We start from the raw sequence: 25,838 nt of genomic DNA on the forward strand, positions 1-25,838 counted from the left end.
GCGCCTCTCGCGGCACGGCATAAGTCAGAACGAAGGAACGCCCCCATGGCCATCAACCACCCGAGCTTCGGCAGCATCGACGCCAACCGCGTCATCGTCTTCGACACCACGCTGCGCGATGGCGAGCAGTCCCCCGGCTTCTCCATGAACCTGGAGGAGAAGCTGCGCATGGCCGAGGCCCTGGCCGAGCTGGGCGTGGATGTCATGGAGGCCGGCTTCCCCATCGCCAGCCAGGGCGATTTCGAGAGCGTGCAGTCCATCGCCCAGCGCTTCGCCAAGGACGGGCCGGTGGTCTGCGGCCTGTCGCGCTCCGCCCCCGGCGACATCCTGCGCGCGGTGGAGGCGGTGAAGCCCGCCGCCCGCCAGCGCATCCACACCTTCCTCTCCACCTCCGACCTGCATATGCGCGTCAAGCTGCGCATGAGCCGCGAGGAGGTGCTGGAGGCCATCAGCAAGTCCGTCGCCCTGGCGCGCAACCATGTGGCCGATGTCGAGTGGTCGGCCGAGGATGGCAGCCGCACCGACCCGGATTTCCTGTGCCGCTGCGTCGAGGCCGCGATCAAGGCCGGCGCCACCACCATCAACATCCCCGACACGGTCGGCTATGCCGTGCCGGAGGATATCGCCCGCATCTTCGCCATGCTGCGCGCGCGCGTGCCGGGCGCGGAGGGCGTGATCTTCTCCGCCCACAACCATGACGATCTGGGGCTGGCGGTGGCCAATACGCTGGCGGCGCTGGGCGCCGGGGCGCGGCAGGTGGAGGCCACCATCAACGGCATCGGCGAGCGCGCCGGCAATGCCGCGCTGGAGGAGGTGGCCATGGCGCTGCGCACCCGCGCCGATGTGCTGCCCTACACGACCAATATCGTCACCCAGAACATCCTGAAGACCAGCCGCCTGCTGGCCACCATCACCAGCTTCGACGTGCAGCCCAACAAGGCGATCGTCGGCCGCAACGCCTTCGCGCATGAGAGCGGCATCCACCAGGATGGCGTGCTGAAGGACAAGACCACCTACGAGATCATGACGCCGGAGAGCGTGGGCTGGGCCACCAACTCCCTGGTGCTGGGCAAGCATTCCGGCCGCGCCGCCTTCCGCGACAAGCTGGCCAGCCTGGGCTACACCCTGGGCGACAACCAGCTGAACGACGCCTTCCGCCGCTTCAAGGACCTGGCCGACCGCAAGAAGTCCGTCTACGACGAGGATATCGTCGCCCTGGTGGATGACGAGGTGATGCGCGCCCAGACCCGCGTGAAGCTGCTGGCGCTGACGGTGGCCACCGGCCTGGGCACCCGCCCGACCGCCAGCGTGGCGCTGGAAGTGGATGGCGAGGCCTGCGATGGCGTGGCCGGTGGCGATGGCGCCGTGGATGCCACCTTCAACGCCCTGCAGCAGGTGGTGCCGCACAAGGCCAACCTGAAGCTCTATGCCGTGCAGTCCGTCACCGGTGGCACGGATGCGCAGGCGCGCGTCACCGTGCGCCTGGAGGAGGATGGCAAGCTGGTGGATGGCCAGGGCGCGGATACGGATACCATCATCGCCTCGGCCCGCGCCTATATCCACGCGCTGAACAAGCTGCTGGCCAAGCGCGCCCGCACCGCGCCGCCGGAGATCATGCGCACGCCGGCCTGAGGCAAAGGCCAGGGGGCAAAGGCCAGGGGGCAAAGCCAGGGGCAAAGCCAGGGGGCGCTGCCCCCTGGACCCCCGCCGGGGTGGCACGGCCACCCCGGACCCCGCGGTCAGTTGGCGCCCCCTGAAGGCGGGGTCTGGGGGGACCCTGTCCCTCCAGCGGAGGGGTTTGGGGAGGCAGCGCCTCCCCAAGGCTAGGCTTCTCCGCCCAGCACCCCGTCAAACTGCTCCACCGCCCATTCCACCTGATCGCGCGTGATCACCAGGGGCGGGGCGATGCGGATGGTGTGGTCATGGGTGTCCTTGGCCAGGATGCCGCGCTCCCGCAGCTTCTCGCAGTAGCGCCGGGCGCCGCCCGCCTCCGGGTGAAGCTCCACCGCCATCATCAGCCCGCGCCCGCGCACCTCGCGGATGATGTCGCTGCGGATGCCGCGCAGCCCCGCCTGGAAATGCGCCCCCTGCTGGGCGGCATTCGCGATCATCCCTTCCTCCGTCAGCACGCGCAGCGCCATGCGCGCCACGGCGCAGGCCAGCGGGTTGCCGCCGAAGGTGGAACCATGCTGCCCCGGCTTCAGCACCCCGAGCACCGCCGAGTTCGAAAGCACCGCCGAGACCGGGTAGAACCCGCCCGAGAGCGCCTTGCCCACCAGGGTCACATCCGCCTCGATCCCCTCATGCTCCTCCGCCAGCAGGCGGCCGGTGCGGCCGAGGCCGGTCTGGATCTCGTCCAGGATCAGCGTGACATCGTGGCGGGTGCAGATCTCCCGCACCTGGCGGAAATAGCCGGCGGGGGGGATGCGCACCCCGGCCTCGCCCTGGATCGGCTCCACCAGGAAGGCCACGGTGTTGGGGGTGATGGCCGCCTCCAGCGCCGCCGCGTCGCCGAAGGGGATGACGCGGAAGCCGGGCGCGAAGGGGCCGAAATGCCCGCGCGCCTCCGGGTCGGTGGAGAAGCCGACAATGCCCAGGGTGCGGCCATGGAAATTCTCGTCACAGACCAGAATTTCCGCCTGCCCCTCCGGCACGCCCTTCACCTCGTAGCCCCATTTGCGGACGGATTTCAGCGCCGTCTCCACCGCCTCCGCGCCGCTGTTCATCGGCAGCACCTTGTGGGAGCCGGTGAGCGCCGCGATCTCCTCGTAGAACAGCGCCAGCTGGTCGTTGCGGAAGGCGCGGGAGGTGAGGGTGAGGCGCCCCGCCTGCTCGACCATCGCGGCCAGGATGCGCGGGTGGCAATGCCCCTGGTTCACCGCCGAATAGGCGGAGAGGCAGTCCATGTAGCGCCGCCCCTCCACATCCCACACCCAGATGCCCTGGCCGCGCGTCAGCACCACGTCCAGCGGCTTGTAGTTCTGCGCCCCCAGCGCCTGCTCGGTGGCGATGAAGCCGGCGGTCGCGGCGGGGGCGGGCAGGGTGAGGGACATGGCAAGCCTCCTGTCAGGCGGCGCGTCGTGCGCGGTGGGGCGGGGGGAAAAGCTCCGTCATCAGGGCGACGGTCAGGTGGGCGCTGCACGCATCCCGGTCGAGCGCCGGGTTCAGCTCCACGATGTCGAGCGCGGCGAGGCAGCCGCTCTCCCGCACCAAAGCGAGGGCGGTGGCGGCCTCGGCCAGGCTCATCCCGGCGGGGACGGGGGTGCCGACGCCGGGGGCCAGCTCCGGGTCCAGCGCATCCACGTCGAAGCTGAGGTGGAGCAGCCCGCCCTCCGCCGCCACATGGGCGAGGAAGGGCAGCAGCGCCGCCGCCACCCCGCCGGCGCGCAGCACCGGCATGGCGGTGAGCCCGGCGCCGCGCGCCGCGAGCAGTTCCGCCTCCGCATCGTCGAGGTCGCGCGCGCCGAGGATCTGCACGCGGCGCGGATCGACCGGCGGCGGCGCGGCGGCGCCCCAGACGGGGCCGAGGCCCGGTTCGCCGCAGAGCGCGGCCAGGGTCATGCCGTGCACATTGCCGCTGGGCGAGGTGGCGGGGGTGTTGAAATCCCCATGCGCGTCGATCCACAGCACGAAGAGCGGCCGCCCCAGCGCCGCCGCGTGGCGCGCGCTGGCCGCCACCGAGCCGAGCGGCAGGCTGTGGTCGCCGCCGAGCAGCACGGGCAGGCCGCCCTCGGCCAGGATGCCCTCCGCCCGCGCCTGCACCGCGCGCGCCCAGGCGGCGATCTCGTCCAGGTGGTGCGCGGGCTGGTGCGCCGGCTGGATGTGGGAAAAGCCGGGCAGCGGGGCGGGGCGGGGCAGGTCCCCGCCATCCCGCGCGCCGGGGCCGAGCGCCCGCAGCAGCCCCGCATGGCGCAACGCCGCGGGCCCCGCGGCGGCGCCGCGACGGCTGGCCCCCAGGTCCATCGCCGCGCCGAACATCACCGGGAACCGGCCCGAACGCTCCATTGCCACCTCCATGCCACCCGTGCGCCAGGACGGGGGAGGCGGAACTATGCCGGGGCGGAATGCGCGAAAACGAGTGGGAGAAGAGCGCGATCTGTGCCTCAGGCCGCGCGGATTGCGCGGTCTTATTGCGCAGATCGTCAGCCCTTGCGCCGGGCCAGCAGCAGGTTGCTCTCGCTGTTCGCCACGCCCTCGATATGCCGGATCTCGCGCAGCGTGGCGTCGAAAGCCTCCAGGCTCGCCACCTCGATCTCCAGCACCAGATCCCACCGGCCATTGGTGGCGTGGATCGCCGCCACCTGCGGCAGGCCCTGCAATTTGCGCGTCACCCGCTCCGTCGCATTGCCCTCGATCTCCACCAGGGTGATGGCGCGGATGGGCGCCAGCTCCGCCTCCCGCCGCAGCACCACGGTGAAGCCCTGGATCACCCCGCGCTCCACCAGCCGCTCGATCCGCGCCTTCACCGTGGCGCGCGACAGGTCCAGCGCAGCGGCCAGGCTGGTCAGCGGCTGCCGGGCATCGGCGCGCAGCAGCGCCAGCAGGGCGCGGTCCGTCTCGTCCAGCACCGTCATGCGGCGTGGCCGTGCAGGATCAGGTCGGTATGGATGCGCACGATCTCCCCCCGCGTCAGCCGCCCCTCCGGCCTGTACCAGGTGCAGGCGCCGGTCAGCATGGCCAGGATGGCATAGGCGGCGATCTGTGCATCCCCCGGACGCAGCACCCCGGCCGCCATGCCCGCCTCCAGGATGTCGGTCAGCAGCATCTCATAGCGGCGGCGCAGCGCCAGGATGGCGCGCAGATTCTCCCCCTCCAGCGCGCGCAGCTCGAAATTGGCGATGAAGACCTCGGGCTTCTTTTCCAGGTGGTACAGCAGGTGATGGGCGATGAAGGCGCGCAGCCGGCTGAGCGGGTCCGGGGCAGCCGCCGAGAGGGCGGCGGCGGTGGAGGAGAGCAGGGCCTCCATGTGGTCATGGATCAACCCATGCAGCAGCGCCTGCTTCGTCGGGAAATGATTGTAGAGCGAGGCCGGTTGCAGCCCCACCTCGGCGGCCAGCTGCCGCAGGCTCATCGCCTCGTAGCCATGCCGGTGGATCAGCGCCAGCCCCGCCGCGCGGATCAGCGCCGCGGTGCGGCGGCCATCAGAGCCGGGGATGCGCGCCATGGGGAGACCTCGGGGGAAAAACCAGGAACAGTGAAGGCAGGGGGAAGGAATTCCCCCTGACCCCCTTCTTTTTTCTGCCAGTGGGTTTTCTGTCAGGGAGTAACGACCCACTCCCTAGGCACAAGGCGCTTGCCTGTCCATCAGAAACGAACGTATGTTCGTTTCCAGGGCCGGGGACACGGCCCGCAGGAGGAACACGCCGATGCAGGAGCTGGATTTCGGCCTGGGCGAGGCCGTGGCGGCGCTGCGCGACCAGATCCGCGCCTTCGCCGCCCGCGAGATCGCCCCGCGCGCCGCCGCCATCGATGCCGCCAACGACTTCCCCGCCGATCTCTGGCGCAAATTCGGGGAACTCGGCCTGCTCGGCATCACCGTGGAGGAGGGGCAGGGCGGCGCCGGGCTGGGCTATCTCGAACACGTCATCGCCATGGAGGAAATCAGCCGCGCCTCCGCCGCGGTCGGGCTGTCCTACGGCGCCCACTCCAATCTCTGCGTCAACCAGATCCGCCGCCACGGCAATGCCGCGCAGCGCGCGCGCTACCTGCCGAAGCTGATCAGCGGCGAGCATGTCGGCGCCCTCGCCATGTCCGAGCCGGAAGCCGGCTCCGATGTCGTCAGCATGCGCCTGCGCGCCGAGCGCCAGGAGGACCATTACCGGCTGAACGGCGGCAAGATGTGGATCACCAACGGGCCGGATGCCGATGTGCTGGTGGTCTATGCCCGCACCGACCCCACCCCCGGCCCGCGCGGCATCAGCGCCTTCCTGGTGGAGAAGGGGTTCCCGGGCTTCTCCGTCGGGCGGAAGCTGGACAAGCTCGGCATGCGCGGCTCCAACACCGGCGAGCTGGTCTTCCAGGATTGCCGCGTGCCGCTGGAAAACCGCCTGGGCGAGGAGGGCCAGGGCGTCAGCATCCTGATGAGCGGGCTGGACTACGAGCGCGCCGTGCTGGCGGGCGGGCCGCTCGGCATCATGCGCGCCTGTCTCGACGTGGTGCTGCCCTATGTGCATCAGCGCCGGCAATTCGGCCGCCCCATCGGCGAGTTCCAGCTGATGCAGGGCAAGCTGGCCGACATGTACACGCAGATGAACGCGGCCCGCGCCTATGTCTACACCGTCGCCCGCGCCTGCGACCATGGCCAGGTGACGCGCAAGGACTCGGCCGGCGCCATCCTCTACGCCGCCGAGCGCGCCACGGCCCTGGCGCTGGAGGCCATCCAGTGCCTCGGCGGCAATGGCTACATCAACGACTATGCCACCGGCCGCCTGCTGCGCGATGCCAAGCTCTACGAGATCGGCGCCGGCACCAGCGAAATCCGCCGCATGCTGATCGGCCGCGAACTCTTCGCCGAGACGGAGTGAGGAAGGCGCCATGCCCGTGCTGGAGACCAGCCTCGACCCCGCCGCGCCCGAGGCGCGCGGCAATGCCGAAGCCATGCGCGCGCTGGTGGAGGATCTCAACGCCACGGCCGCGCGCATCCGCGCCGGCGGTGGCGAGGCGGCGCGGCAGCGCCACACCGCGCGCGGCAAGCTGCTGCCGCGCGACCGCGTCGAGGCGCTGCTGGACCGTGGCTCGCCCTTCCTCGAAATCGGCCAGCTGGCGGCGCTCGGGATGTATGGCGGCGAAGTGCCCTCGGCCGGGCTGATCGCCGGCATCGGCATGGTCAGCGGCCGTGCCTGCATGATCGTGGCGAACGACGCCACGGTGAAGGGCGGCACCTACTATCCGCTGACGGTGAAGAAGCATCTGCGCGCCCAGGAGATCGCGGAGCAGAACCGCCTGCCCTGCCTCTACCTCGTCGATTCCGGCGGCGCCAACCTGCCCAACCAGGACGAGGTCTTCCCCGACCGCGACCATTTCGGCCGCATCTTCTACAATCAGGCGCGCATGTCGGCGGCGGGCATCCCGCAGATCGCCCTGGTCATGGGCTCCTGCACCGCCGGCGGCGCCTATGTGCCGGCCATGTGCGATGAGAGCATCATCGTCCGCAACCAGGGCACCATCTTCCTCGGCGGCCCGCCGCTGGTGAAGGCGGCGACGGGCGAGATCGTCTCCGCCGAGGATCTCGGCGGGGCGGAACTGCACAGCCGCGTCTCCGGCGTCACCGACCACATCGCGGAGGATGATGCCCACGCCATCGGCATCGCCCGCCGCATCATCGCCGGGCTGCGGCCGGTGGTGCCGGCCTATGCGCCCGATGCGCCGCCGCGCCCGCCGCTCTACCCGGTGGCGGACCTGCATGCCCTGGCGCCGCGCAGCCTGCGCCAGCCGGTGGAGGCGCGCGAGATCATCGCCCGCCTCGCCGATGGCAGCGCGTTCGACGAATTCCGCCGCCTCTACGGCCCGACGCTGGTGACGGGGTTCTGCCGCATCTGGGGCTATCCCGTCGGCATCGTCGCCAACAATGGCATCCTCTTCTCGGAGAGCGCGCAGAAGGGGGCGCATTTCATCGAGCTCTGCGCGCAGCGCGGCATTCCGCTGCTCTTCCTGCAGAACATCGCGGGCTTCATGGTCGGCCGCAAATACGAGGCGGGCGGCATCGCCAAGGACGGCGCCAAGATGGTGAATGCCGTGGCCACGGCGGAGGTTCCAAAATTCACCGTCATCACCGGCGGCAGCTTCGGCGCCGGAAATTACGGCATGTGCGGCCGCGCCTATGCGCCGCGCTTCCTGTGGATGTGGCCGAATGCGCGCATCGGCGTCATGGGCGGCGAACAGGCCGCCTCCGTCCTCGCCACGCTGCGGCGGGATGCGCTGGAGGCGCGCGGCGAAGCCTGGAGCCCGGAACAGGAAGAAGACTTCAAGGCGCCGATCCGCGCGCAGTACGAGACCCAGGGCCACCCCTATTACGCCAGCGCCCGGCTTTGGGATGATGGCGTGATCGACCCGGCCGCGACGCGCGACCTGCTGGGCCTGGCCCTGGCGGTCGCCGCCCAGGACCCCATCCCGCCGACGCGCTTCGGCCTGTTCCGCATGTGAGGCCGTGATGAACGCCCTGATCGAAACCCGTGATGCCCACGGCATCGTCACGCTGCGGCTGAACCGGCCGGAGCGCCACAATGCCTTCGACGATGCGCTGATCGCCGAGCTGACGGCGGCGCTGGACCGCCTCGCCGGCGATGACGCGGTGCGTGTGGTGGTGCTGGCCAGCAGCGGCGCCAGTTTCTCCGCCGGCGCCGATCTGGACTGGATGCGCCGCGCCGCCACCCAGACGGAGGCGGAGAACGAGGCCGGCGCCGCCGCCATGGCGGCCATGCTGCACCGGCTGGACCGCCTGCCGAAGCCGAGCATCGCCCTGGTGCAGGGCGCGGCCTATGGCGGCGGCATCGGCCTCGTCGCCTGCTGCGATATCGCGCTGGGCAGCGAGCATGCGCGCTTCTGCCTCAGCGAGGTGAAGCTGGGGCTGACGCCCGCCACCATCAGCCCCTATGTCATCGCCGCCATCGGCGCCCGGCAGATGCGGCGCTATGCGCTGACCGCCGAGGTCTTCGGCGCCGCGCGGGCGCAGGAGATCGGCCTGCTGCACGCGGTGGTGTCGGAGGCGGAGCTGGAGGCCGCCGGGGCGGAGATGGCCAGGACCCTGCTGCGCAACGCGCCGGGCGCCGTGGCGGCGGCGAAGGAGCTGGTCTTCCTCGCCGAGGCGCGGGGGGTGGATGCGGCCTATTCCGCCGAGACGGCGCGGCGCATCGCCGCCCGCCGCGCCTCGGCCGAGGGGCAGGAGGGCATCGCCGCCTTCCTGGCCCGCCGCGCCCCCGACTGGACCCGGGGGGAAGGCTGATGCCGCGCAAGATCCTTGTCGCCAACAGGGGAGAAATCGCCTGCCGCATCATCGCCACGGCGCGGCGCCTCGGTTTTCTGTCGGTGGCCGTCTATTCGGAGGCGGATGCGGGGGCGCGGCATGTGCGGCTGGCGGATGAGGCGCTGCCGATCGGCCCCGCCGCCGCGGCGCAGAGCTATCTCAGCATCCCGGCGCTGATCGCGGCGGCGCGGCGCAGCGGGGCCTGGGCGGTGCATCCGGGCTATGGCTTCCTCTCGGAGAATGCCGCTTTCGCGCGGGCCTGCGCGGAGGCCGGGCTGGTCTTCATCGGCCCGCCGCCGGAGGCGATCGCCGCCATGGGCGACAAGGCGCGGGCCAAGGCGCTGATGCAGGCGGCCGGGGTGCCGCTGGTGCCCGGCTATCACGGGGAGGCACAGGCGCCGGAGGTGCTGGCGGCCGAGGCGGCGCGCATCGGCTGGCCGGTGTTGATCAAGGCCAGCGCGGGCGGCGGCGGCAAGGGGATGAAGGTGGCCGCCGATGCCGCCGCCTTCCCCGCCGCGCTGGAAAGCGCGCAGCGCGAGGCGCAGGCGGCCTTCGGCGATTCCCGTGTGCTGCTCGAGAAATATCTGCAGCAACCGCGCCATATCGAGGTGCAGGTCTTCGCCGATACGCATGGCCATGTCCTGCATCTCTTCGAGCGGGATTGCTCGTTGCAGCGCCGCCACCAGAAAGTGGTGGAGGAGGCGCCGGCCCCGGGCCTCGACCCGGCCCGCCGCGCGGCGATGGGCGAGGCCGCCGTGGCGGCGGCGCGGGCGGTGGGCTATGTCGGCGCCGGCACGGTGGAGTTCATCGCCGAGGGCGACGGGTTCTTCTTCATGGAGATGAACACGCGGCTCCAGGTGGAGCACCCCGTCACCGAGGCCATCACCGGGCTGGATCTCGTCGAATGGCAGATCCGCGTCGCTGATGGCGAGGCGCTGCCGCTGCGGCAGGAGGCGGTGCTGTTGCGCGGCCACGCCATCGAAATGCGGCTTTATGCCGAGGACCCGGCGCGCGATTTCCTGCCGGCCACCGGCCGCCTCGGCCTGCTGCGCCTGCCGCGGGGCGAGGGGGTGCGGGTGGATAGCGGCGTCGAGGAGGGCGATGCCGTCACGCCCTATTACGACCCGATGCTGGCGAAGATCATCGCCTGGGGCGAGGATCGCGCGGTGGCGCTGGCGCGGCTGCGCGCGGCGCTGGCGGGCTGTGCGGTGGGCGGGGTGCGGAGCAATCTCGACCTGCTGCGCGGCATCGCGGCGCATCCCGGTTTCGCGGCGGCGGAGCTGGATACGGGCTTCATCGCGCGCCATCCCGCGTTGCTGGAGGCCCCGCCGCCCGCGCCGCCGGAGGCCTGGGCGGCGGCGGCGCTGGCGCTGTGGCAGCGCGATGCGCCGGGTGGGGCCGCGCCCTGGCTGGCCCTGCCGGGCTGGCGGCTGAATGGCCCGGCGGCCGCGGCGCCGCTGGCCCTGGCCGAGGGGGCGGAGATCCGCCGCCTGGCGGTGGCGCCGCTGCCCGGTTGTGGGCTGCGGGTGGAGGGCATGGCGGTGGTGCCGGACGGGCCGGATGCGGTGCGGCTGGATGGCCACCGGCAGGGCTGGGCGGTGCGCTGGCAGGGCGATGCGCTGTGGCTCTGGCTGGGCGGGCGGGTGCATGGCTTCCGCGTGCCGGACCTGCTGGCGCCCGCCGCCGGCGAGGCCGCCGGCGAGGGCAGCCTGCGCGCCCCCATCCCCGGCCGGGTGATCCGCGTGCTGGTGGAGGCGGGGCAGGCGGTGGCGCGCGGTGCCCCGTTGCTGGTGCTGGAAGCGATGAAAACCGAACTGACGCTCCCCGCCCCGCGTGCCGGTGTGGTGGAGAGCCTGCGCGTCTCCCCCGGCCTGATGGTCGAGGAAGGCGCTGTCCTGGTCACGCTTCGCCCTGACTGATGGCGGGGTCCGGGGGGACCCTGTCCCCCCGGCGGGGTTTCAGGGGCGGAGCCCCTGATCCCACTCTTTCAGCAGGCTTGCCCGCCGCTGCATCGCCTGTTCGACATGGCGTTCCCGCACCGCCCCATAGCCCCGGATGAGCCCCGGCAGCGCCGCGATCCGCACGGCGAGGGCGTGGTTTTCCGCCGTCATCTCGCAAAAGATTTTTTCTAGCGTGGCGATATGCCCGGCGAGAAGCGCGCGATCCTGCTTCCGTTCGGCGGTGTGCCCGAAGGGGTCGCACCAGCGCCCGCGCAGCCCTTTGGCGCGGGCCAGCAGGCGGAAGAGCGGCAGCACCCAGGCCCCGAAGGCGCGCTTCTTCGCGCCCAGCAAAGGCGGGGCGAGGTGAAAGACGATGCGCGGTGCTTCCTCATATTGTCCTTTCACCTGCTCCAGGAAATCCGTCCGGGTGTAGAGGCGGGCGACCTCGTATTCATCCTTCACCGCCATCAGGGTGTAGAGATGGCGGGCCACCGCCTCGGCGAAGCCGTGCTGGCCGGGGGCGCGGCTGGCCTCGGCGGCGCGGGCCCGCGCGACGAGAGCGGCGTAGCGGCCAGCGAGGCCGGTATCCTGGTATTCCGTCAGTTCCGCCACGCGCCTGGCCACGATGTCTTCCAGTGTCTGGCTCAGTTTTTCGCGCGGGGTGGCGAGGGCCTGCACGGCCTCGAGGTCGAGCGCGGCCTTGCGCCCCCAGGCGAAGGCGGCCTTGTTCATCGGCACGGCGGCATCGTTGATCTCGATGGCGCGCAGCAGCGTGGCGGGGGAGACGGGCAGCCAGCCGCGCTGGCAGGCATAGCCCATGATGAAGAGATTGGCCGCCAGGGAGTCCCCGAAGAGCGCCGTGGCCAGCCGCGTGGCCGGGAGGAATTCCACCTGCGCCGTGGCGGCGAGGCGGGTGCGCAGTTCCCCGGCGGGCAGGGCGGGGGCGGCGGTGGCATCGCCGGCGCGGGACTGGCGGGCGAAGCCGCGCACCGTCTCGCTGGTGGGGGCGATGTCGGCATTCACCACGGCGCGGGTGGTGCCGGGGCGCAGCCGGGCGACGGAATCCGGCAGGCCGGCCACCACCATGTCGCAGGCCAGGAGAAGATCGGCCTCGCCCTCGGCGATGCGGGCGGCGTGCAGCTCCTCCTGGCGCCGGGCGATGCGGATATGGGACCAGACGGGGCCGCCCTTCTGCGCCAGCCCGGCCATGTCGAGGGCGGTGACGCCCTTGCCCTCCAGCGCCGCGGCGGTGCCGAGCAGGGCGCCGATGGTCACCACGCCGGTGCCGCCGATGCCGGCGACGAGGATGCCATAGGGCGCCTCCAGCGCCGGCTGCGGCGGTTCCGGCAGGCCGGCGGGGAAGGGGAGGCTGCCGGCGAGGGCGCGGGCGGCGCGGGGGCGGCCGCCTTCCAGCGTGACGAAGCTGGGGCAGAAGCCATCGCGGCAGGAGAGATCCTTGTTGCAGGTGGATTGGTCGATGGCGCGCTTGGTGCCGAATTCGGTTTCCACCGGCACGACGGAGAGGCAGTTGGATTCCCTGCTGCAATCGCCGCAGCCTTCGCAGACGCGGTCATGGATGACGACGCGCCGGCCCGGGTCCGGCATCAGGCCGCGCTTGCGGCGGCGGCGCTTCTCGGTGGCGCAGACCTGATCGAAGATGAGCGCGGTGACGCCCTGGATTTTCTTCAGTTCCTGCTGGACGGCGTCGAGATCGGCGCGGGGGTGGAGGGTGGCGCCGGCGGGCCAGCGCGTGCCGGCGTGGCGCGCCGGGTCCTCGGCCAGGATGGCGATGCGGCGCACGCCCTCCGCCTGGAGCTGCGCGACGATCTGCGGGATGGTGAAGCCGCCTTCCGCCTTCTGCCCGCCGGTCATGGCGACGGCATCATTGAAAAGAATCTTGTAGGTGATGGAAAGCTTCGCCGCGACGGCCTGCCGCACCGCCAGCACGCCCGAATGGGTATAGGTCCCATCGCCGAGATTGACGAAGATATGCGGCATCTCGGTGAAGGGGGCCATGCCGGCCCAGGCCACGCCCTCGCCGCCCATCTGGCTGAAGGTGCGGGTCTGCTCCGGGTTCAGCCAGAGGGCCATGTAGTGGCAGCCGATGCCGGCGAGGGCGTGGCTGCCCTCCGGCACGCGGGTGGAGCGGCTGTGCGGGCAGCCGCTGCAGTAATGCGGCGGGCGCAGGGCCAGCGGCGTGGCCGCGCCGCCATTCTGTTCGAGCGCGGCGGCACGGGCGGCGACCTCCGCATCCGGGGCGATGCGGGCGAGGCGGCGGGCGATGACGCGGGCGATCAGCGCCGGGGACAATTCCCCGGCGGCGGGAAGCTGCCAGTCATGGACAGGAAGATCCCATTCGCCCTGGTCGGCGTATTTGCCGATGACGCGGGGGCGGACATCCTCCCGCCAGTTGTAGAGCTGTTCCTTCAGCTGGTATTCGATGAGCTGGCGCTTTTCCTCGACGACGAGGATTTCCTCCAGCCCCTCGGCGAAGTGGCGCGTGCCCTCGGCATCCAGCGGCCAGGGCATGCCGACCTTGAAGAGGCGCAGGCCGAGGGCGGCGGCCCGGGCGTCGTCGATGCCGAGCATGGCGAGGGCCTGGCACACATCGAGCCAGGACTTGCCGGTGCTGGCGATGCCGAAGCGGGCGCGCGGGCTGTCCAGCACCACGCGGTTCAGCCCGTTCAGCCGGGCATAGGCCATGGCGGCATAGGGCTTGAAGCGCTGCAGGCGGTATTCCTGCGCCATCGGCGTATCGGGCCAGCGGATGTTCAGCCCGTCCGGCGGCAAGGCGATGTCGGCCGGGATATGGGGCGCGATGGCGAAGGGGTCGAGGTTCAGCGCGGCCGAGCTTTCCACCGTGTCGGACACCGCCTTCAGCGCCACCCAGCTGCCGGTGAAGCGCGACATGGCCCAGCCATGCAGGCCGAATTCGATGATCTCCTGCACCGTGGCCGGGTTCAGCACGGGGATCATGCTGGCGGCGAAGATGTGGTCGCTCTGGTGCGGCAGGGTGGAGGATTTGGCGCCGTGGTCATCCCCCACCACGGCCAGCACACCGCCGAAGGGGGCGGTGCCGGCGGCATTGGCGTGCTTGAAGACATCCACGCTGCGGTCGGCGCCCGGCCCCTTGCCATACCACAGGGCGAAGACGCCCTGGTGGCGCGCGCCGGGGAAGAGCCCGACCTGCTGCGTGCCCCAGACGGCGGTGGCCGCCAGATCCTCGTTCAGCCCGGGCAGGAAGCGGATGGTGGCGGCGTCGAGTTCGGGGCGGAGCTTCCACAGCGCCTGGTCCAGCCCGCCGAGCGGCGAGCCGCGGTAGCCGGAGACGAAGCCCGCCGTGTTCAGCCCCGCCGCGGCATCGCGCTGGCGTTGCAGCAGCGGCAGGCGGGCCAGCGCCTGCAGCCCGGAGAGGTAATGCCGGGCCGTGGTGTTGCCCGGGCGCGTGGCGGGACCGATGGCGGCATCAAGCATTGGGTGCGGACCTCCCTGCCAGCCACGCCGTTCGGCATGGCCGGGCGGAGGGGGCGCCGCGCAGGGGGCGCGGACGCTCCCTTCCTCCCTGTTCTCGTTGGCGGAAAGCCTAGGGCAGGCGGCGGCGAAGCATCTTCCGAAGCAGCGCAGCATCGGTGCCTCATCCGGCAGGATTTTTTGCCGGATCGCTGTGCGATACACGAAACTTCTTCAGATCGCGCGGTTGCCAGAAGGCCCCCGCCAGGGCCATGGTGCGGCCTCCGGGAGAACAACGCCGGTCCCTGACAGAAGGAACCGCCCATGCTGCGCCGCAATTTCCTGCAGGGCCTGGGGACCGCAAGCCTCGGTGCCTCCCTGGGTACCGTCGCCGCGCCCGCCCTGGTGCGTGCCGCCGGCGCCACCACGCTGCGCTTCATCCCGCAGCTCGACCTCGCCTATCTCGACCCCGTCTATTCCACCGCCTATGTCAGCCGGAACCACGGCTATCTCGTCTTTGACACGCTGTATGGCGTGGACACCGATTTCAACGTGCATCCGCAGATGGTGGCGGGGCATGTGGTGGAGGAGGAAGGGCGGCTCTGGACGCTGACGCTGCGCGAGGGCCTGCTCTGGCATGACGGGGAGAAGGTGCTGGCGCGCGACTGCGTGGCCTCCATCCGCCGCTATGCCCGGCGCGACCCCTTCGGCGAGGCGCTGATGGCCGCGACCGACGAGCTCTCCGCCCCGGATGACCGCAGCATCCGCTTCCGGCTGAAGCGGCCCTTCCCGCTGCTGCCCATGGCGCTGGGCAAGCCGGGCTCGCCCATGCCGGCCATGATGCCGGCGCGGCTGGCGGAGACCGACCCGTTCAAGCAGATCCCGGAGGTCATCGGCTCCGGCCCCTTCCGCTATGTGGCGGAGGAGCGGGTTCCCGGCGCGCGCAATGTCTATGCGCGGTTCGAGCGCTACCAGCCGCGCGGGGAGGGGGTGGCGAACTGGACCTCCGGCCCGAAGCAGGTGCATTTCGACCGCGTGGTGTGGACCACCCAGCCCGATGCCGCCACGGCGGCCAATGCCCTGCTGGCCAATGAGCAGGACTGGATGGAATACGCCTATCACGACATGCTGCCGCTGCTGAAGCGCAACCGGCAGGTGCGTGTCTCGGTGCCCGACCCGACGGGGATGGTGACGATGCTGCGCGTCAACCACCTCCAGCCGCCTTTCGACAACCCGGCGATCCGCCGCGCGCTGTTCGGCGCGGTGGACCAGCGCGCCTTCATGGAGGCGATCACCGGGGCCGACCCTGGCATGTACCGCACGCCGCTGGGCTATTTCGCCCCCGGCACGCCGATGGCCAGCAGCGAGGGGCTGGGCTTCCTGGAAGGCGAGCGGAATTACGAGAACGTGAAGCGCGACCTCGCCGCCGCCGGCTACAAGGGGGAGAAGGTTGTCCTCCTGGTGCCGGCGGACTCGGTGGGTCTGAAGGCACAGGGCGAGGTGGCGGCCGATATGCTGCGCCGTGCCGGCATGAATGTGGACTACCTCGCCACCGACTGGGGCACGCTGCTCGCCCGCCGCAACCGCAAGGACCCGCCGGAACAGGGCGGGTGGAACGCCTTCGTCAGCTCCTGGGCCGGGACGGACTGGCTGAACCCGGCGGTGCATCTGGCGCTGCGCGGCAATGGCACGGCCTATCCGGGCTGGTCCGTCAGCCCGCGCACGGAAGCCTTGCGGCAATCCTGGTTCGCGGCGCCCGATCTCGCGGCGCAGCAGGCCATCTGCCGGGAGATCCAGAAGATCAGCCTGGAAGAGGTGCCTTATTATCCGCTGGGAAACTACATCCAGCCGACCGCGTACCGCACGAGCCTGACGGGCATGCTCGGCGGCTTCGCCACCTTCTGGAATATCCGGCCCGCCTGAAGAGGGCAGGGGGCTCCGCCCCCTGAACCCCCGCCGGGGGGACAGGGTCCCCCCGGACCCCGCCATCAGAAAGCGCCAACGGATCGCGGGGTCCGGGGTGGCCGTGCCACCCCGGCGGAGGGGTCTGGGGAGGCGGAGCCTCCCCAGAGAACAAAAAAACCCTGTCTGGGGAGGCGGAGCCTCCCCAGGAAAGGCTCAGCGCCAGGCGGGGCGGCCGAGATTGACCTGGTTGGGGCTGGTGACGGCGCCGCCGAGGGCGCCGGCGGCACCGCCGATCAGGGCGCCCGCGCCGGCATTGCCGGAGAGGGAGCCGATGGCCGCGCCGGCGCCCGCGCCGAGCAGGCCGCCGGAGGCCGCACGGTCGCCCGTGGAATAGCCGCAGGCGCTGAGGCCAAGGCTGGCCAGGGCCAGGAGGGCAAGGGTGGTCTTACGCATGGGTGCGTTCCTCGGAGTTCACGCTCGGATGCGCCTGTAACGCAGCAGGCCCGCGAAGGTTGCGCCCCGGCGCGCGGATTGCCGCTTGAGCCTTGGCGCCTGGGACGGTAAGCCACGGCGCCCTTCGCCCCAGGCGCGGAAAGACGCGGGGCACCCTGGCTGATTGACCTTGGAAGGTTCGCTGCATGTTCTCTCGCCTGTTCGGCTTCCTCTCCGCCGACATGGCCATCGATCTCGGCACGGCCAATACGCTGGTCTATGTCAAGGGTCGGGGCATCGTGCTGAATGAGCCGTCGGTCGTCGCCATCGCGGATATCCGCGGCCGCAAGCAGGTATTGGCGGTGGGCGAGGAAGCCAAGCAGATGCTCGGCCGCACGCCCGGTAACATTGCCGCCATCCGGCCGCTGCGCGACGGCGTCATCGCCGATTTCGAGGTGGCGGAGGAGATGATCAAGCATTTCATCCGCAAGGTGCACAACCGCCGCGGCTTTGCCAGCCCGATGATCATTGTCTGTGTGCCTTCCGGCTCCACCGCCGTCGAGCGCCGCGCCATCCAGGAGAGCGCGGAGAGCGCCGGCGCGCGCAAGGTGCTGCTGATCGAGGAGCCGATGGCCGCCGCGATCGGCGCCGGCCTGCCGGTGACCGAGCCTTCCGGCTCCATGATCGTCGATATCGGCGGCGGCACCACCGAGGTGGCGGTGATCAGCCTGGGCGGCATCGTCTATGCCCGCAGCGTGCGCGTGGGCGGCGACAAGCTGGACGAGGCGATCATCAGCTATATCCGCCGCCAGTTTAACCTGCTGATCGGCGAGAGCACGGCCGAGCGCATCAAGATGGAAATCGGCGCCGCCGCCTTCCCCGACTATGGCGAGGAAGGCCCGATGACCGAGGTCAAGGGCCGCGACCTGATGAACGGCGTCCCGCGCGAGGTGGTGGTGAGCCAGCGCCAGATCGCCGAGGCGATCGCCGAGCCGGTGAGCCAGATCGTCGAGGCGGTGAAGGTGGCGCTGGAGAACACCCCGCCGGAGCTGGCCGCCGACATCGTCGACAAGGGCATCGTGCTGACCGGCGGCGGCGCCCTGCTGCAGCGGCTGGACCAGGTGCTGCGCGAGGCCACCGGCCTGCCCGTCTCCGTGGCGGAGGACGCGCTGGCCTGCGTCGCACTGGGCACCGGGCGCGCCCTTGATGAGATGAAGCGTCTGCGCCACGTTCTCTCCTCCATGTACTGAGCACGCCGCCCGGGGGTGAGCCCGGGCGCCAGGAGGCTGCGTGATCCGTCTCAGCATCCCCTTGCGTCAGGCGCTGTCGCGCCTGACGATGCCTGTGCTGATTGCCGCCGCCTTCGGCACGATGCTGCTGGGCAAGGCGGACACCGTCCTGGTCGAGCGCAGCCGCATGGCCCTGGCCGATGCGCTGGCGCCGATCTACGGCGTGCTGTCCGAGCCGGTGGCGGCGCTGCGCGAGGCCGTGCAGGATCTGCGCTACCTCGCCGCCATGCGCGAGGAGAATGCGCGCCTGCGCGAGGAGAATGAGCGGCTGCACCGCTGGCAGGCCGCCGCCCTGGCGCTGGAGGCCGAGAACGGCCTGCTGCGCCGGCAGCTGCGCTACATGCCCGAGGCCCCGGCCAGCTTCCACACCGCCAAGGTGGTGGCCGATGCCGGCGGCACCTATGCCCGCGCCGTGCTGCTCTCCCTCCAGCCCGGCATCGCGCTCCGCAAGGGGCAGGTGGCGCTGGATGAGCGCGGCCTCGCCGGGCGGGTGACGGAGGTGGGCAACCGCTCCGCCCGCGTGCTGCTGGTGACGGACATGAACAGCCGCATCCCGGTGGTGCTGGAGGGCAGCCGCTCCCGCGCCATCCTGGCCGGCACCAATGGCGAGCGCCCGCGCCTGCAGCACTGGCCCGAGGGCACGCCGCCGCAGGATGGCGAGCGCGTGGTGACCAGCGCCGAGGCCGGGGTCTTCCCCGCCGGGCTGCCGGTGGGGGTCGTCCGCTGGTCGGAGGGCGGCGCGCCGGAGGTCGAGCTCTTCGCGCGGCTGGACAAGCTGGACCTGCTGCGGATCTTTGATTTCGGCCTCTCCGGCATCCTGCCGCCCGAGGCGGTGGCGCGGCCGGAGCCGCGCCCGCGGCGCTGAGCGCCGCCACGCCGGGAAAGGGCTACCGCGATGGCGAAGGGGCGGCCGCAGCCCGCCATGGGCCTGCTGCGCCGGCTGGACGCGCTGGCCCGGGCCGCCTTCCCGGCGGTCAGCACGGCGCTGCTGATGATCCTGACCTCGACGCCGGTCGGGCTGCCCTCCGCCCTGCCGGCGGTGGCGCTGGGCTGTGTCTTCTTCTGGTCGGTCTTCCGCCCCGCCGCCATGTCGCCGCCTGTCTGCTTCGGCATAGGGCTGTTGCAGGATCTGCTGGGCTTCGCCCCGCTCGGCACCGGTATCCTGAGCCTGCTGCTGGTGCATGGCCTGGTGCTGCGCTTCCGGCGCTTCCTGGCGCGGCAGTCCTTCCTGGTGGTATGGCTGGTCTTCGCCGGCTTCGCCGCCGGCACGGCGGCGCTGGGCTTCGTGCTGCAGACGGTGCTGAACCTCCGCCTGCCGCCCTTCGCCCCGGCGCTGGTGCAGTTCGCGCTCAGCGCCGGCTTCTACCCCGCGATCGCCGCGCTGCTGACGCGGCTCCACCGGGCGATGCGCCGGGCCGAGGATCTGGCCTAAAAGGGGCTTCGCGGGCGGCCACCCGAGGCGGGGGCCGGCCGGCATGACAAGCGGGAGCGGAGATTGAGCAAGCGCGAGGAAGAGCGCCGCCGCAGCGTGTTCACCCGCCGCGCCCTGTTGCTGGGCGCGGGGCAGCTCGGGCTGTTCGGTTTCCTGTCCTACCGGCTGCAGAAGCTGACGGTGCAGGAGGGCGAGCGCTACGCCACCATGGCGGAGGAGAACCGTGTCTCCACCCGCCTGCTCGCCCCGCCGCGCGGCCGGGTGATGGACCGCGATGGCCGCGTCATCGCCGCCAACGACCTCAACTGGCGCGTGCTGCTGACCGCCGAGCAGACCCAGGACGTGGCGGCCACGCTGGAGACGCTCTCCCGCATCATCCCGCTCTCCGAGAGCGAGCGCGGCCGCATCGAGCGCGACATCCGCCGCCGCCGCCGCTTCGTCCCCGTCGTGGTGCGCGAATTCCTCTCCTGGGAGGAGATGGCGAAGATCGAGGTGAACGCGCCGGACCTGCCGGGCATCAGCGTCGATGTCGGCACCACGCGCTTCTACCCCTATACCGAGCACCTGGCGCATGTGGTGGGCTATGTCGCCCCGCCGGCGGAAAGCGACATCGATGGCGACCCGCTGCTGGCCCTGCCCGGCATCCGCGTCGGCCGCTCCGGCATCGAGAAGCACCATGACCGCCTGCTGCGCGGCCGCGCCGGCACGGTGCAGATGGAGGTCAACGCCGTCGGCCGCGTCATCCGCGAGCTGGACCGGCGCGAGGGCACGCGCGGCCAGGATGTGCAGATCTCGATCGATGCCGAGCTGCAGAAGGCCGTGCGCGCGCGGATCGAGGAGGGCACCAGCGTCGTCGTCATGGACGCGCGCAATGGCGAGGTGCTGGCCATGGCCAGCCAGCCCAGCTTCGACCCCAACCTGTTCAGCTCCGGCATCTCCGCCACCCAGTGGCGGGAATGGACGCGCAACCGCTCCACCCCGCTGATCAACAAGACGACCAACGGCCTCTACGCCCCCGGCTCCACCTTCAAGATGGTGGTCGGGCTGGCGGCGCTGGAGGCCAAGGTGGTGACGCCGGGCGAGCGCATCTTCTGCCCCGGCCATTACGACCTGGGCGACAGCCGCTTCCATTGCTGGCTGCGCAGCGGCCACGGCAATCTCGACCTGCGCGGCGGGCTGAAGAACTCCTGCGACGTCTATTTCTATGAGGTGGCCAAGCGCGTCGGCATCGACCGCATCGCCGCCATGGCGCGGCGCCTGGGCCTCGGCGTCGATCTGGAGATCGAGCTGCCGGGCACCAAGGCCGGCTTCGTGCCGACGCGCGAATGGCGCCAGGCCCAGGGCAAGCCCTGGAACCTGGGCGACACGGTGGTGCATGGCATCGGCCAGGGTTTTTATCAGCTGACCCCGCTCTCGCTGGCCACCATGACGGCGCGGCTGGCCACCGGGCGCGCCGTGCAGCCGCACCTCACCCATGCCATCAGCGGCCGCACGGTGCGCGGCGTGCGGGCGGAGGACTGGCCGAGCCTCGGCATCCCCGAGCGCGACCTGCGCCTGGTGCGCGAGGGCATGTGGGCCGTGGTGAACGAGGAGGGCGGCACCGCCAAGATCGCCAGGCTTCCCCCCGGCTATGGCGTGCTGGCGGGCAAGACCGGCTCCACCCAGGTGCGCCGCGTGACGCGCGAGCAGCGCGAGCGCGGCTATCGGGCGGAGAACCAGCCGCGCGAATGGCGCCCGCATGCGCTCTTCGTCGCCTTCGCCCCCTATGACAACCCGCAATACGCCATCTCCGTGGTGGTGGAGCACGGCACCAGCGGCGGCGCCGCCGCCGCGCCGCTGGCGCGGGACGTGATGGTGGATGTGATGAACCGCCTGCGCCCGCAGCCGGCCACCCCGGTGGCGCAGCCGCCCGGCACCCCCGGGGCGCCCGGCCGCACCACCGAGGCGGCGCCGGCCGGCCCGCAGTTGGCCGAGGCCCCGCCCGCGGCCCGGCCCGCCGCCCCCCGCGCCGATGCCGCCCGCGTCGAGCCTTCGCGTTCTGATCCCTCCCGTTCTGATCCCTCCCGTTCTGATTCCTCCCGGCCCGATGCGCCGCCCCGCCGCTGAGGCCGGCTCGCCAGGGCGGCGGCGTGGCCCGCCCCTCCTTGTCCCGCCTCTCCCTGTTCCGAACCCTGTGGTGAACCACCCATGATGGTCTTCGAGCGCCGCCTGCTGACCCGCGACCGCGGGGCCGGCGTGCTGGAAAAGCTGTGGCTGATCCCCTGGACCTTCGTCCTGCTGCTCTGCGCCATCGCGGCGGCGGGCTATGTGGCGCTCTACTCCGCCGGCGGCGGGGCGCCCGAGCCCTATGCCAGCCGCCACGCCCTGCGCTTCGGCTTCTGCGTGGTGATGATGCTCTCCATCGCCATGATCGATGTGCGGGTGATCGCGCGGCTCTCCTGGGTGGGCTGGCTCTTCGGCCTCGGCCTGCTGGTGCTGGTGGCGGTGCATGGCCAGGTGGGCAAGGGCGCGCAGCGCTGGGTGGAGCTCGGCCCCATCCAGCTCCAGCCCTCCGAGCTGATGAAGATCATGCTGGTCCTGGCGCTCGCCCACTGGTTCCACCGGGCGAGCTGGGAGCGCGTGGGCAACCCGCTCTTCCTCATCCCGCCGGTGATCGCGACCCTGGTGCCGGTGGGGCTGATCCTGAAGCAGCCCAACCTCGGCACCGGCATGATCACGCTGATGATCGGCGGCGCGGTGTTCTGGGCGGCCGGGGTGCGGTGGTGGAAATTCGCCATCCTGATCGGCGCCGCCATGGGCATCGCCCCCATCGCCTATGAGCACCTGCACGACTACCAGCGCGCCCGCATCCAGACCTTCCTCGACCCGGAGAGCGACCCGCTGGGCGCCGGCTACAACATCATCCAGTCGAAGATCGCGCTGGGCTCGGGCGGGCTCTGGGGCAAGGGCTTCCTCCAGGGCACGCAGGGCCACCTGAACTTCCTGCCGGAGAAGCAGACGGACTTCATCTTCACCATGATCTCGGAGGAATTCGGCCTGGTCGGCGCGCTGACGGTGCTGGCCCTGCTGGCGCTGGTGGTGGCCTTCGCCCTGCTCGTCGCGCTGCGCTGCCGGCACCAGTTCGGGCGGCTGGTGGCGGTCGGGCTCGGGGTCAATTTTTTTCTGTATATCTTCGTCAACATCGCCATGGTGACGGGCAGCATCCCCGTGGGCGGCGTGCCGCTGCCGCTCATCAGCCATGGTGGCTCGGCCATGCTGACCACCATGGTCGGCTTCGGCCTGCTGCTCTCCGTCTGGGTTCACAGAAATGCAGAATTTGGCGCAGCCCGTGAATGAAAGGGGTTGCGCTCCGCGCTGGATCCGCTAAAAGCCGCCCCCACGGAAGACGAGGCAAACGCCGCTTCTTCCCGGTGGGGCGCATAGCTCAGTTGGTAGAGCAGCTGACTCTTAATCAGCGGGTCCTAGGTTCGAGCCCTAGTGCGCCCACCAACCCACCTTTTTGTGGGATGTTCTGAGGCAAAAGCCTCATCCCGGTCCGGGCGCATAGCTCAGTTGGTAGAGCAGCTGACTCTTAATCAGCGGGTCCTAGGTTCGAGCCCTAGTGCGCCCACCACCGGACCTCTTTCCCAGTTTTTCCAAGACATGACGGCGCGGGGTTGAGGCCAGGGGCCTCCTACTCCGCCAGGGCCAGAGCCACGCGCGCATCCCAGCATGCGGCGCTGCGCAGCGCATCGATGCGCGCCTGCCCGAGCGAGAAATAAAGCCGCTCCGCCTCCCCATCACATTCCAGCGTATAGGGCCGGGCCCGCCCGACATGCAGGCGGATGCGGATGGGATATCCGCTCAGGCAGAGGGTGAGGTCTGACAGCTTCGGGATCCAGACCGGAAGCGATGCCGGCGCGGGATCGGGAAAGGTGCCGCCACGGGGGGGGGCATGATGCGTCACCCGCCCAGATGAGCAGGCAAAGCCCCCCCGCCGCAAGGCGCGTTTGCGTGATGCCTGCCCGTGCCCGTTTCCGTGCTGGCCGGGGCAGGGGCCTCAGGCGGCTTTGGCGGTCTGGTCCATCCAGGCGTGGTGGCGACGCTCATCCTGCAGGGCCTGCTCGAAGAGGCGCCGGGCCTCGGCTGGCACGGTGCTGTGCTGGCAGGCCCGCTCATAGGCGGTGATGGTGTCTTCCTCGTTGGAGCGCATGGCCATCAGGGTGGCGCTATCCCCCAGCAGGCTGGCGAGGGCGACCTTGCCGGTGGTGAGGAGCTTCTTGGCGTCGCCTTCCAGGGGCGCTTCGGTGCCCAGGCTGTCGGCGATGCGGGTCAGTTCCTGCACGTGCCGGTCATGGTCGCTCCTGAAGGCGGCGATCTGCTGCTTGAAGGCCGGGTTGTCGAGGCGGGCGATGGCCTGCTCATAGGCGGCGATGGCGTCATGCTCCAGCAGGAGCAGGTTGCGGACCAGCCGGGGGAAGGTGGTTTCGGTGCCAACGGTGGTGACCATGCTCTGTTTCCTCTCGGATGGATGGGCGCCGTGGGGGCGCGTGCCGAGACAGAACCGGGCCATGTCCCCGGCGTTCCCGAGGCTGTCCGAAGAGGGCTTGAAGACGGAAGGCGGGGTCCGGGGTGGCCCTGCCACCCCGGCCGGAGGGTCTGGGAGGGCAGCGCCCTCCCAGTTTTCTATCAGTTAGGGTCCGGGGGGCAGCGCCCTCCCGGTTCTTCTTTCTCTCGCAACGAGAAGAAGGCCAGGAGCCCCCCGGCCAGAAAGAGCCGGGCGGCGCCCGGGGGCCGCCCTCAGGCGGGGCGGCGCAAGGGTGGCAGGCGGCTTTCGATCACCGCGGCATGCACACGGCGCTGCATCTCGGGCAGGCCAGGGAAAGTCTGGCCCTCCGCCGCGCTGGCGGCGGGGTCCGTCGCATGGAAACGCCACGCTCCATCCTGGGCGATGGCAATTCCGACAAGGCGGCCGTCAATCTCGACGGGCCGGGATCTGATCATGACACAATCCTGGGGCGGGCCGGCGGCCCTGCCACGGGGGAGGGAAAAGGAAGCAGCCAGCCGGGCGCCGCCACAGGGGCCGGCGTCCGGGGCGGCTCAAATGCCCGCCCGGCCGGGCCGATGCAACAGCGAAAGCCCCTCCGGGCCTTGCAGAACGGGAATGTGTTGCATGCCGTGGCGCGGGAAGAATTCCGGGCGCCGCTTCACTTTTGGTTGAGGGGCGTGAGGTAGGGGGAGGGTGAAGAATTTATGAAAAGAAATGTTCTTTTTTGGAAAAAAGAACCAAAAAACTTTTTCCATTTTGCCGCTCGCTGGAGAGCCAGGGCGCAATACGAAATTAAAAAATCCTGGGGGAATTATAATCTCAACAAATGATTGTCCCAGGCGCGCCGGGGTCCCGGCACGCTGCGCAGCAGCGTGCCATCATGGGCCGCCTCGACCAGCGCGCCCTGCCCGCTGGCCAGCAGGAAGCGCCCCGGCACCGCCGCGGGCGCCAGGCCACAGACATCCTCCAGCCGCGCCATGCCCAGCGCCCGGCCCTCCGCCAGATCCCAGAACAGCGCCACACCCCCGCGCGGGCTGGTCGCGGCCAGCACGCGCCCCGCCGCATCGGTGGCGACGCTGCCGATATAGTTGCGGCAGGCGGCGCGCATCGGCTCCGGCAGATCCAGCGGGCGCAGCGGGCCGGCGCCCTGCTGCACCGCCAGCAGCGGCACAGGCGCGCGCTCATCGCCCTCATACTGCATGGCCACGGCGGTGCCGCCCGGCACCGGCGCCAGATGCCGGATGGACAGGCGTGACCATTCCGGCGCGAAGCGCGCCACCGACAGGCGCCGCCCGTCGCGCGGGTCGAGATGGACCAGGGAAGGGTCCATATGCTCCGGGTCCAGATTGGCGCGCGGCGCATCCGGGTGGGTCAGGATGCCGCCATTCGCCACCACCAGCGCCGTGCCGTCCGGGGAGAGGCGCAGCTCATGCGGGTCGCGCCCGCCCGTCGCGAATTCCGCCACCCGGCGGAAATCCCCGGCGGCGTCATAGACGCCGAGCAGCCCCGCCCCGTCCTCGATGCGGGTTTCGCTGGCATAGAGCAGTCGGCCATCGGGCGAGAACAGGCCATGGCCATTGAAATGGCGGCCCTCTGGCGGGGCGAAGCTGTGCGTCACCGTGCCGCGCGCCAGATCGGCGGCCAGGGCCTCCCAGCCCGGGCGGCGGCCAAAGACCACCACCCAGGGGCGGGTGGGATGCGCGGCGAAGCCATGGGCGCGCGCCTCCAGCCCGAGGTCGAGCACCACGCGCCCCGTCGCCGGGGAGAGGGCGCCGGCATGATCCTGGCCCAACGCCGCCTCCCGCCAGGCGCCGAGCAGCAGCCCCTCCTCCTCCGCCCGCGCCGCGAGGGGCCGGCTGGCGAGCAGCGTGGCCAGGAGGAGTTCGCGCCGCCGCACCGG

General features: G+C 71.1%; 21 protein-coding genes and 2 tRNA genes. 13 read left to right on the forward strand and 10 right to left on the reverse strand.

Annotated elements, in window-relative coordinates:
- Positions 1 to 45 precede the first annotated feature (45 nt).
- Positions 46 to 1,632 (forward strand): 2-isopropylmalate synthase, encoded by a 1,587-nt coding sequence (locus tag NON00_RS00085; protein WP_256016146.1) that lies wholly within the window; start codon positions 46 to 48, stop codon positions 1,630 to 1,632.
- 191 nt (positions 1,633 to 1,823) lie between these two features.
- On the opposite strand, the gene rocD is transcribed toward NON00_RS00085, so the two are convergent.
- The 4 genes from rocD to NON00_RS00105 form a co-directional block, all read right to left on the reverse strand.
- Positions 1,824 to 3,053: an ornithine--oxo-acid transaminase gene (rocD, locus tag NON00_RS00090; RefSeq protein WP_256016148.1), complete on the reverse strand. Its 1,230-nt coding sequence runs from the start codon at positions 3,051 to 3,053 to the stop codon at positions 1,824 to 1,826.
- A 13-nt stretch (positions 3,054 to 3,066) separates the two neighbouring features.
- A complete protein-coding gene (locus NON00_RS00095; RefSeq protein WP_256016150.1) occupies positions 3,067 to 4,005 on the reverse strand; it encodes an arginase in 939 nt (312 codons plus the stop codon).
- Between the two features lie 137 nt (positions 4,006 to 4,142).
- On the reverse strand, positions 4,143 to 4,574 hold the full coding sequence (locus NON00_RS00100) for an Lrp/AsnC family transcriptional regulator (RefSeq protein ID WP_256016153.1): 432 nt from the start codon (positions 4,572 to 4,574) through the stop codon (positions 4,143 to 4,145).
- Complete coding sequence (locus tag NON00_RS00105; protein WP_256016156.1) at positions 4,571 to 5,164, reverse strand: TetR/AcrR family transcriptional regulator; 594 nt, start codon at positions 5,162 to 5,164, stop codon at positions 4,571 to 4,573. Before NON00_RS00105 ends, NON00_RS00100 begins: the two co-directional genes overlap by 4 nt.
- Before the next feature lie 202 nt (positions 5,165 to 5,366).
- Here NON00_RS00105 and NON00_RS00110 point away from each other — a divergent pair, with 202 nt between their 5' ends.
- Genes NON00_RS00110 through NON00_RS00125 form a run of 4 tightly spaced genes read left to right on the forward strand, consistent with a single transcriptional unit; the run spans position 5,367 to position 10,881 of the window.
- Positions 5,367 to 6,524: an isovaleryl-CoA dehydrogenase gene (locus tag NON00_RS00110; RefSeq protein WP_256016158.1), complete on the forward strand. Its 1,158-nt coding sequence runs from the start codon at positions 5,367 to 5,369 to the stop codon at positions 6,522 to 6,524.
- Between the two features lie 10 nt (positions 6,525 to 6,534).
- On the forward strand, positions 6,535 to 8,142 hold the full coding sequence (locus tag NON00_RS00115; protein ID WP_256016161.1) for a carboxyl transferase domain-containing protein: 1,608 nt from the start codon (positions 6,535 to 6,537) through the stop codon (positions 8,140 to 8,142).
- 7 nt (positions 8,143 to 8,149) lie between these two features.
- On the forward strand, positions 8,150 to 8,941 hold the full coding sequence (locus NON00_RS00120) for an enoyl-CoA hydratase-related protein (protein ID WP_256016164.1): 792 nt from the start codon (positions 8,150 to 8,152) through the stop codon (positions 8,939 to 8,941).
- A complete protein-coding gene (locus NON00_RS00125; protein ID WP_256016167.1) occupies positions 8,941 to 10,881 on the forward strand; it encodes an acetyl-CoA carboxylase biotin carboxylase subunit in 1,941 nt (646 codons plus the stop codon). Before NON00_RS00120 ends, NON00_RS00125 begins: the two co-directional genes overlap by 1 nt.
- A 39-nt stretch (positions 10,882 to 10,920) precedes the next feature.
- Here the strand turns inward: NON00_RS00125 and NON00_RS00130 are convergent, their stop codons facing one another.
- Positions 10,921 to 14,376, reverse strand: a complete 3,456-nt coding sequence (locus NON00_RS00130; protein ID WP_256016170.1) for an indolepyruvate ferredoxin oxidoreductase family protein — start codon at positions 14,374 to 14,376, stop codon at positions 10,921 to 10,923.
- A gap of 300 nt (positions 14,377 to 14,676) precedes the next feature.
- On the opposite strand from NON00_RS00130, the gene NON00_RS00135 reads away from it, so the two are divergent.
- On the forward strand, positions 14,677 to 16,275 hold the full coding sequence (locus NON00_RS00135; protein WP_256016173.1) for an ABC transporter substrate-binding protein: 1,599 nt from the start codon (positions 14,677 to 14,679) through the stop codon (positions 16,273 to 16,275).
- 195 nt (positions 16,276 to 16,470) lie between these two features.
- Here NON00_RS00135 and NON00_RS00140 read toward each other — a convergent pair whose 3' ends face one another.
- On the reverse strand, positions 16,471 to 16,710 hold the full coding sequence (locus NON00_RS00140) for a YMGG-like glycine zipper-containing protein (RefSeq protein WP_256016175.1): 240 nt from the start codon (positions 16,708 to 16,710) through the stop codon (positions 16,471 to 16,473).
- 185 nt (positions 16,711 to 16,895) lie between these two features.
- Here NON00_RS00140 and NON00_RS00145 point away from each other — a divergent pair, with 185 nt between their 5' ends.
- From NON00_RS00145 to NON00_RS00175, 7 genes are all read left to right on the forward strand, one after another.
- Positions 16,896 to 17,939, forward strand: coding sequence for a rod shape-determining protein (locus NON00_RS00145; protein WP_256016177.1), 1,044 nt, complete (start codon positions 16,896 to 16,898; stop codon positions 17,937 to 17,939).
- Positions 17,940 to 17,979: 40 nt separating this feature from the next.
- On the forward strand, positions 17,980 to 18,843 hold the full coding sequence (gene mreC / locus NON00_RS00150; protein WP_256016180.1) for a rod shape-determining protein MreC: 864 nt from the start codon (positions 17,980 to 17,982) through the stop codon (positions 18,841 to 18,843).
- A 30-nt stretch (positions 18,844 to 18,873) separates the two neighbouring features.
- Positions 18,874 to 19,410, forward strand: coding sequence for a rod shape-determining protein MreD (locus NON00_RS00155; RefSeq protein WP_256016183.1), 537 nt, complete (start codon positions 18,874 to 18,876; stop codon positions 19,408 to 19,410).
- Positions 19,411 to 19,473: 63 nt separating this feature from the next.
- Positions 19,474 to 21,516 carry a penicillin-binding protein 2 gene (gene mrdA / locus NON00_RS00160; protein WP_256016186.1) on the forward strand — a complete coding sequence of 681 codons (2,043 nt, stop codon included), beginning with the start codon at positions 19,474 to 19,476 and terminating at the stop codon, positions 21,514 to 21,516.
- Between the two features lie 84 nt (positions 21,517 to 21,600).
- Positions 21,601 to 22,746 carry a rod shape-determining protein RodA gene (gene rodA, locus NON00_RS00165; RefSeq protein ID WP_256016494.1) on the forward strand — a complete coding sequence of 382 codons (1,146 nt, stop codon included), beginning with the start codon at positions 21,601 to 21,603 and terminating at the stop codon, positions 22,744 to 22,746.
- Positions 22,747 to 22,823: 77 nt separating this feature from the next.
- Positions 22,824 to 22,899 (forward strand) — tRNA-Lys (locus tag NON00_RS00170).
- 48 nt (positions 22,900 to 22,947) lie between these two features.
- Positions 22,948 to 23,023, forward strand: a tRNA-Lys gene (locus NON00_RS00175).
- A 60-nt stretch (positions 23,024 to 23,083) separates the two neighbouring features.
- On the opposite strand, the gene NON00_RS00180 is transcribed toward NON00_RS00175, so the two are convergent.
- The 4 genes from NON00_RS00180 to NON00_RS00195 all read right to left on the reverse strand — a co-directional run bounded on the left by NON00_RS00180 (position 23,084) and on the right by NON00_RS00195 (position 25,835).
- Positions 23,084 to 23,356 carry a hypothetical protein gene (locus NON00_RS00180; RefSeq protein ID WP_256016189.1) on the reverse strand — a complete coding sequence of 91 codons (273 nt, stop codon included), beginning with the start codon at positions 23,354 to 23,356 and terminating at the stop codon, positions 23,084 to 23,086.
- Between the two features lie 93 nt (positions 23,357 to 23,449).
- Positions 23,450 to 23,899, reverse strand: a complete 450-nt coding sequence (locus NON00_RS00185) for a DUF892 family protein (protein WP_256016192.1) — start codon at positions 23,897 to 23,899, stop codon at positions 23,450 to 23,452.
- Between the two features lie 290 nt (positions 23,900 to 24,189).
- Positions 24,190 to 24,393 (reverse strand): hypothetical protein, encoded by a 204-nt coding sequence (locus NON00_RS00190; protein ID WP_256016195.1) that lies wholly within the window; start codon positions 24,391 to 24,393, stop codon positions 24,190 to 24,192.
- 356 nt (positions 24,394 to 24,749) lie between these two features.
- On the reverse strand, positions 24,750 to 25,835 hold the full coding sequence (locus NON00_RS00195; protein ID WP_256016197.1) for a DUF1513 domain-containing protein: 1,086 nt from the start codon (positions 25,833 to 25,835) through the stop codon (positions 24,750 to 24,752).
- Between the last annotated feature and the right edge of the window lie 3 nt (positions 25,836 to 25,838).

It is taken from the genome of Roseomonas sp. GC11, assembly GCF_024437745.1.
Classification (GTDB): Bacteria; Pseudomonadota; Alphaproteobacteria; order Acetobacterales; family Acetobacteraceae; genus Pseudoroseomonas.

Excerpts from the sequence above, each read along its gene's own strand:
- NON00_RS00135 (WP_256016173.1), top strand. The coding sequence starts at position 14,677 with ATGCTGCGCCGCAATTTCCTGCAGGGCCTGGGGACCGCAAGCCTCGGT.
- NON00_RS00105 (WP_256016156.1), bottom strand. The coding sequence starts at position 5,164 with ATGGCGCGCATCCCCGGCTCTGATGGCCGCCGCACCGCGGCGCTGATC.
- rodA (WP_256016494.1), top strand. The coding sequence starts at position 21,601 with ATGGTCTTCGAGCGCCGCCTGCTGACCCGCGACCGCGGGGCCGGCGTG.
- NON00_RS00120 (WP_256016164.1), top strand. The coding sequence starts at position 8,150 with ATGAACGCCCTGATCGAAACCCGTGATGCCCACGGCATCGTCACGCTG.
- NON00_RS00095 (WP_256016150.1), bottom strand. The coding sequence starts at position 4,005 with ATGGAGCGTTCGGGCCGGTTCCCGGTGATGTTCGGCGCGGCGATGGAC.
- rocD (WP_256016148.1), bottom strand. The coding sequence starts at position 3,053 with ATGTCCCTCACCCTGCCCGCCCCCGCCGCGACCGCCGGCTTCATCGCC.
- NON00_RS00115 (WP_256016161.1), top strand. The coding sequence starts at position 6,535 with ATGCCCGTGCTGGAGACCAGCCTCGACCCCGCCGCGCCCGAGGCGCGC.
- NON00_RS00130 (WP_256016170.1), bottom strand. The coding sequence starts at position 14,376 with ATGCTTGATGCCGCCATCGGTCCCGCCACGCGCCCGGGCAACACCACG.
- NON00_RS00140 (WP_256016175.1), bottom strand. The coding sequence starts at position 16,710 with ATGCGTAAGACCACCCTTGCCCTCCTGGCCCTGGCCAGCCTTGGCCTC.
- NON00_RS00145 (WP_256016177.1), top strand. The coding sequence starts at position 16,896 with ATGTTCTCTCGCCTGTTCGGCTTCCTCTCCGCCGACATGGCCATCGAT.
- NON00_RS00185 (WP_256016192.1), bottom strand. The coding sequence starts at position 23,899 with ATGGTCACCACCGTTGGCACCGAAACCACCTTCCCCCGGCTGGTCCGC.
- NON00_RS00190 (WP_256016195.1), bottom strand. The coding sequence starts at position 24,393 with ATGATCAGATCCCGGCCCGTCGAGATTGACGGCCGCCTTGTCGGAATT.
- NON00_RS00110 (WP_256016158.1), top strand. The coding sequence starts at position 5,367 with ATGCAGGAGCTGGATTTCGGCCTGGGCGAGGCCGTGGCGGCGCTGCGC.
- NON00_RS00085 (WP_256016146.1), top strand. The coding sequence starts at position 46 with ATGGCCATCAACCACCCGAGCTTCGGCAGCATCGACGCCAACCGCGTC.
- NON00_RS00125 (WP_256016167.1), top strand. The coding sequence starts at position 8,941 with ATGCCGCGCAAGATCCTTGTCGCCAACAGGGGAGAAATCGCCTGCCGC.
- NON00_RS00155 (WP_256016183.1), top strand. The coding sequence starts at position 18,874 with ATGGCGAAGGGGCGGCCGCAGCCCGCCATGGGCCTGCTGCGCCGGCTG.
- NON00_RS00100 (WP_256016153.1), bottom strand. The coding sequence starts at position 4,574 with ATGACGGTGCTGGACGAGACGGACCGCGCCCTGCTGGCGCTGCTGCGC.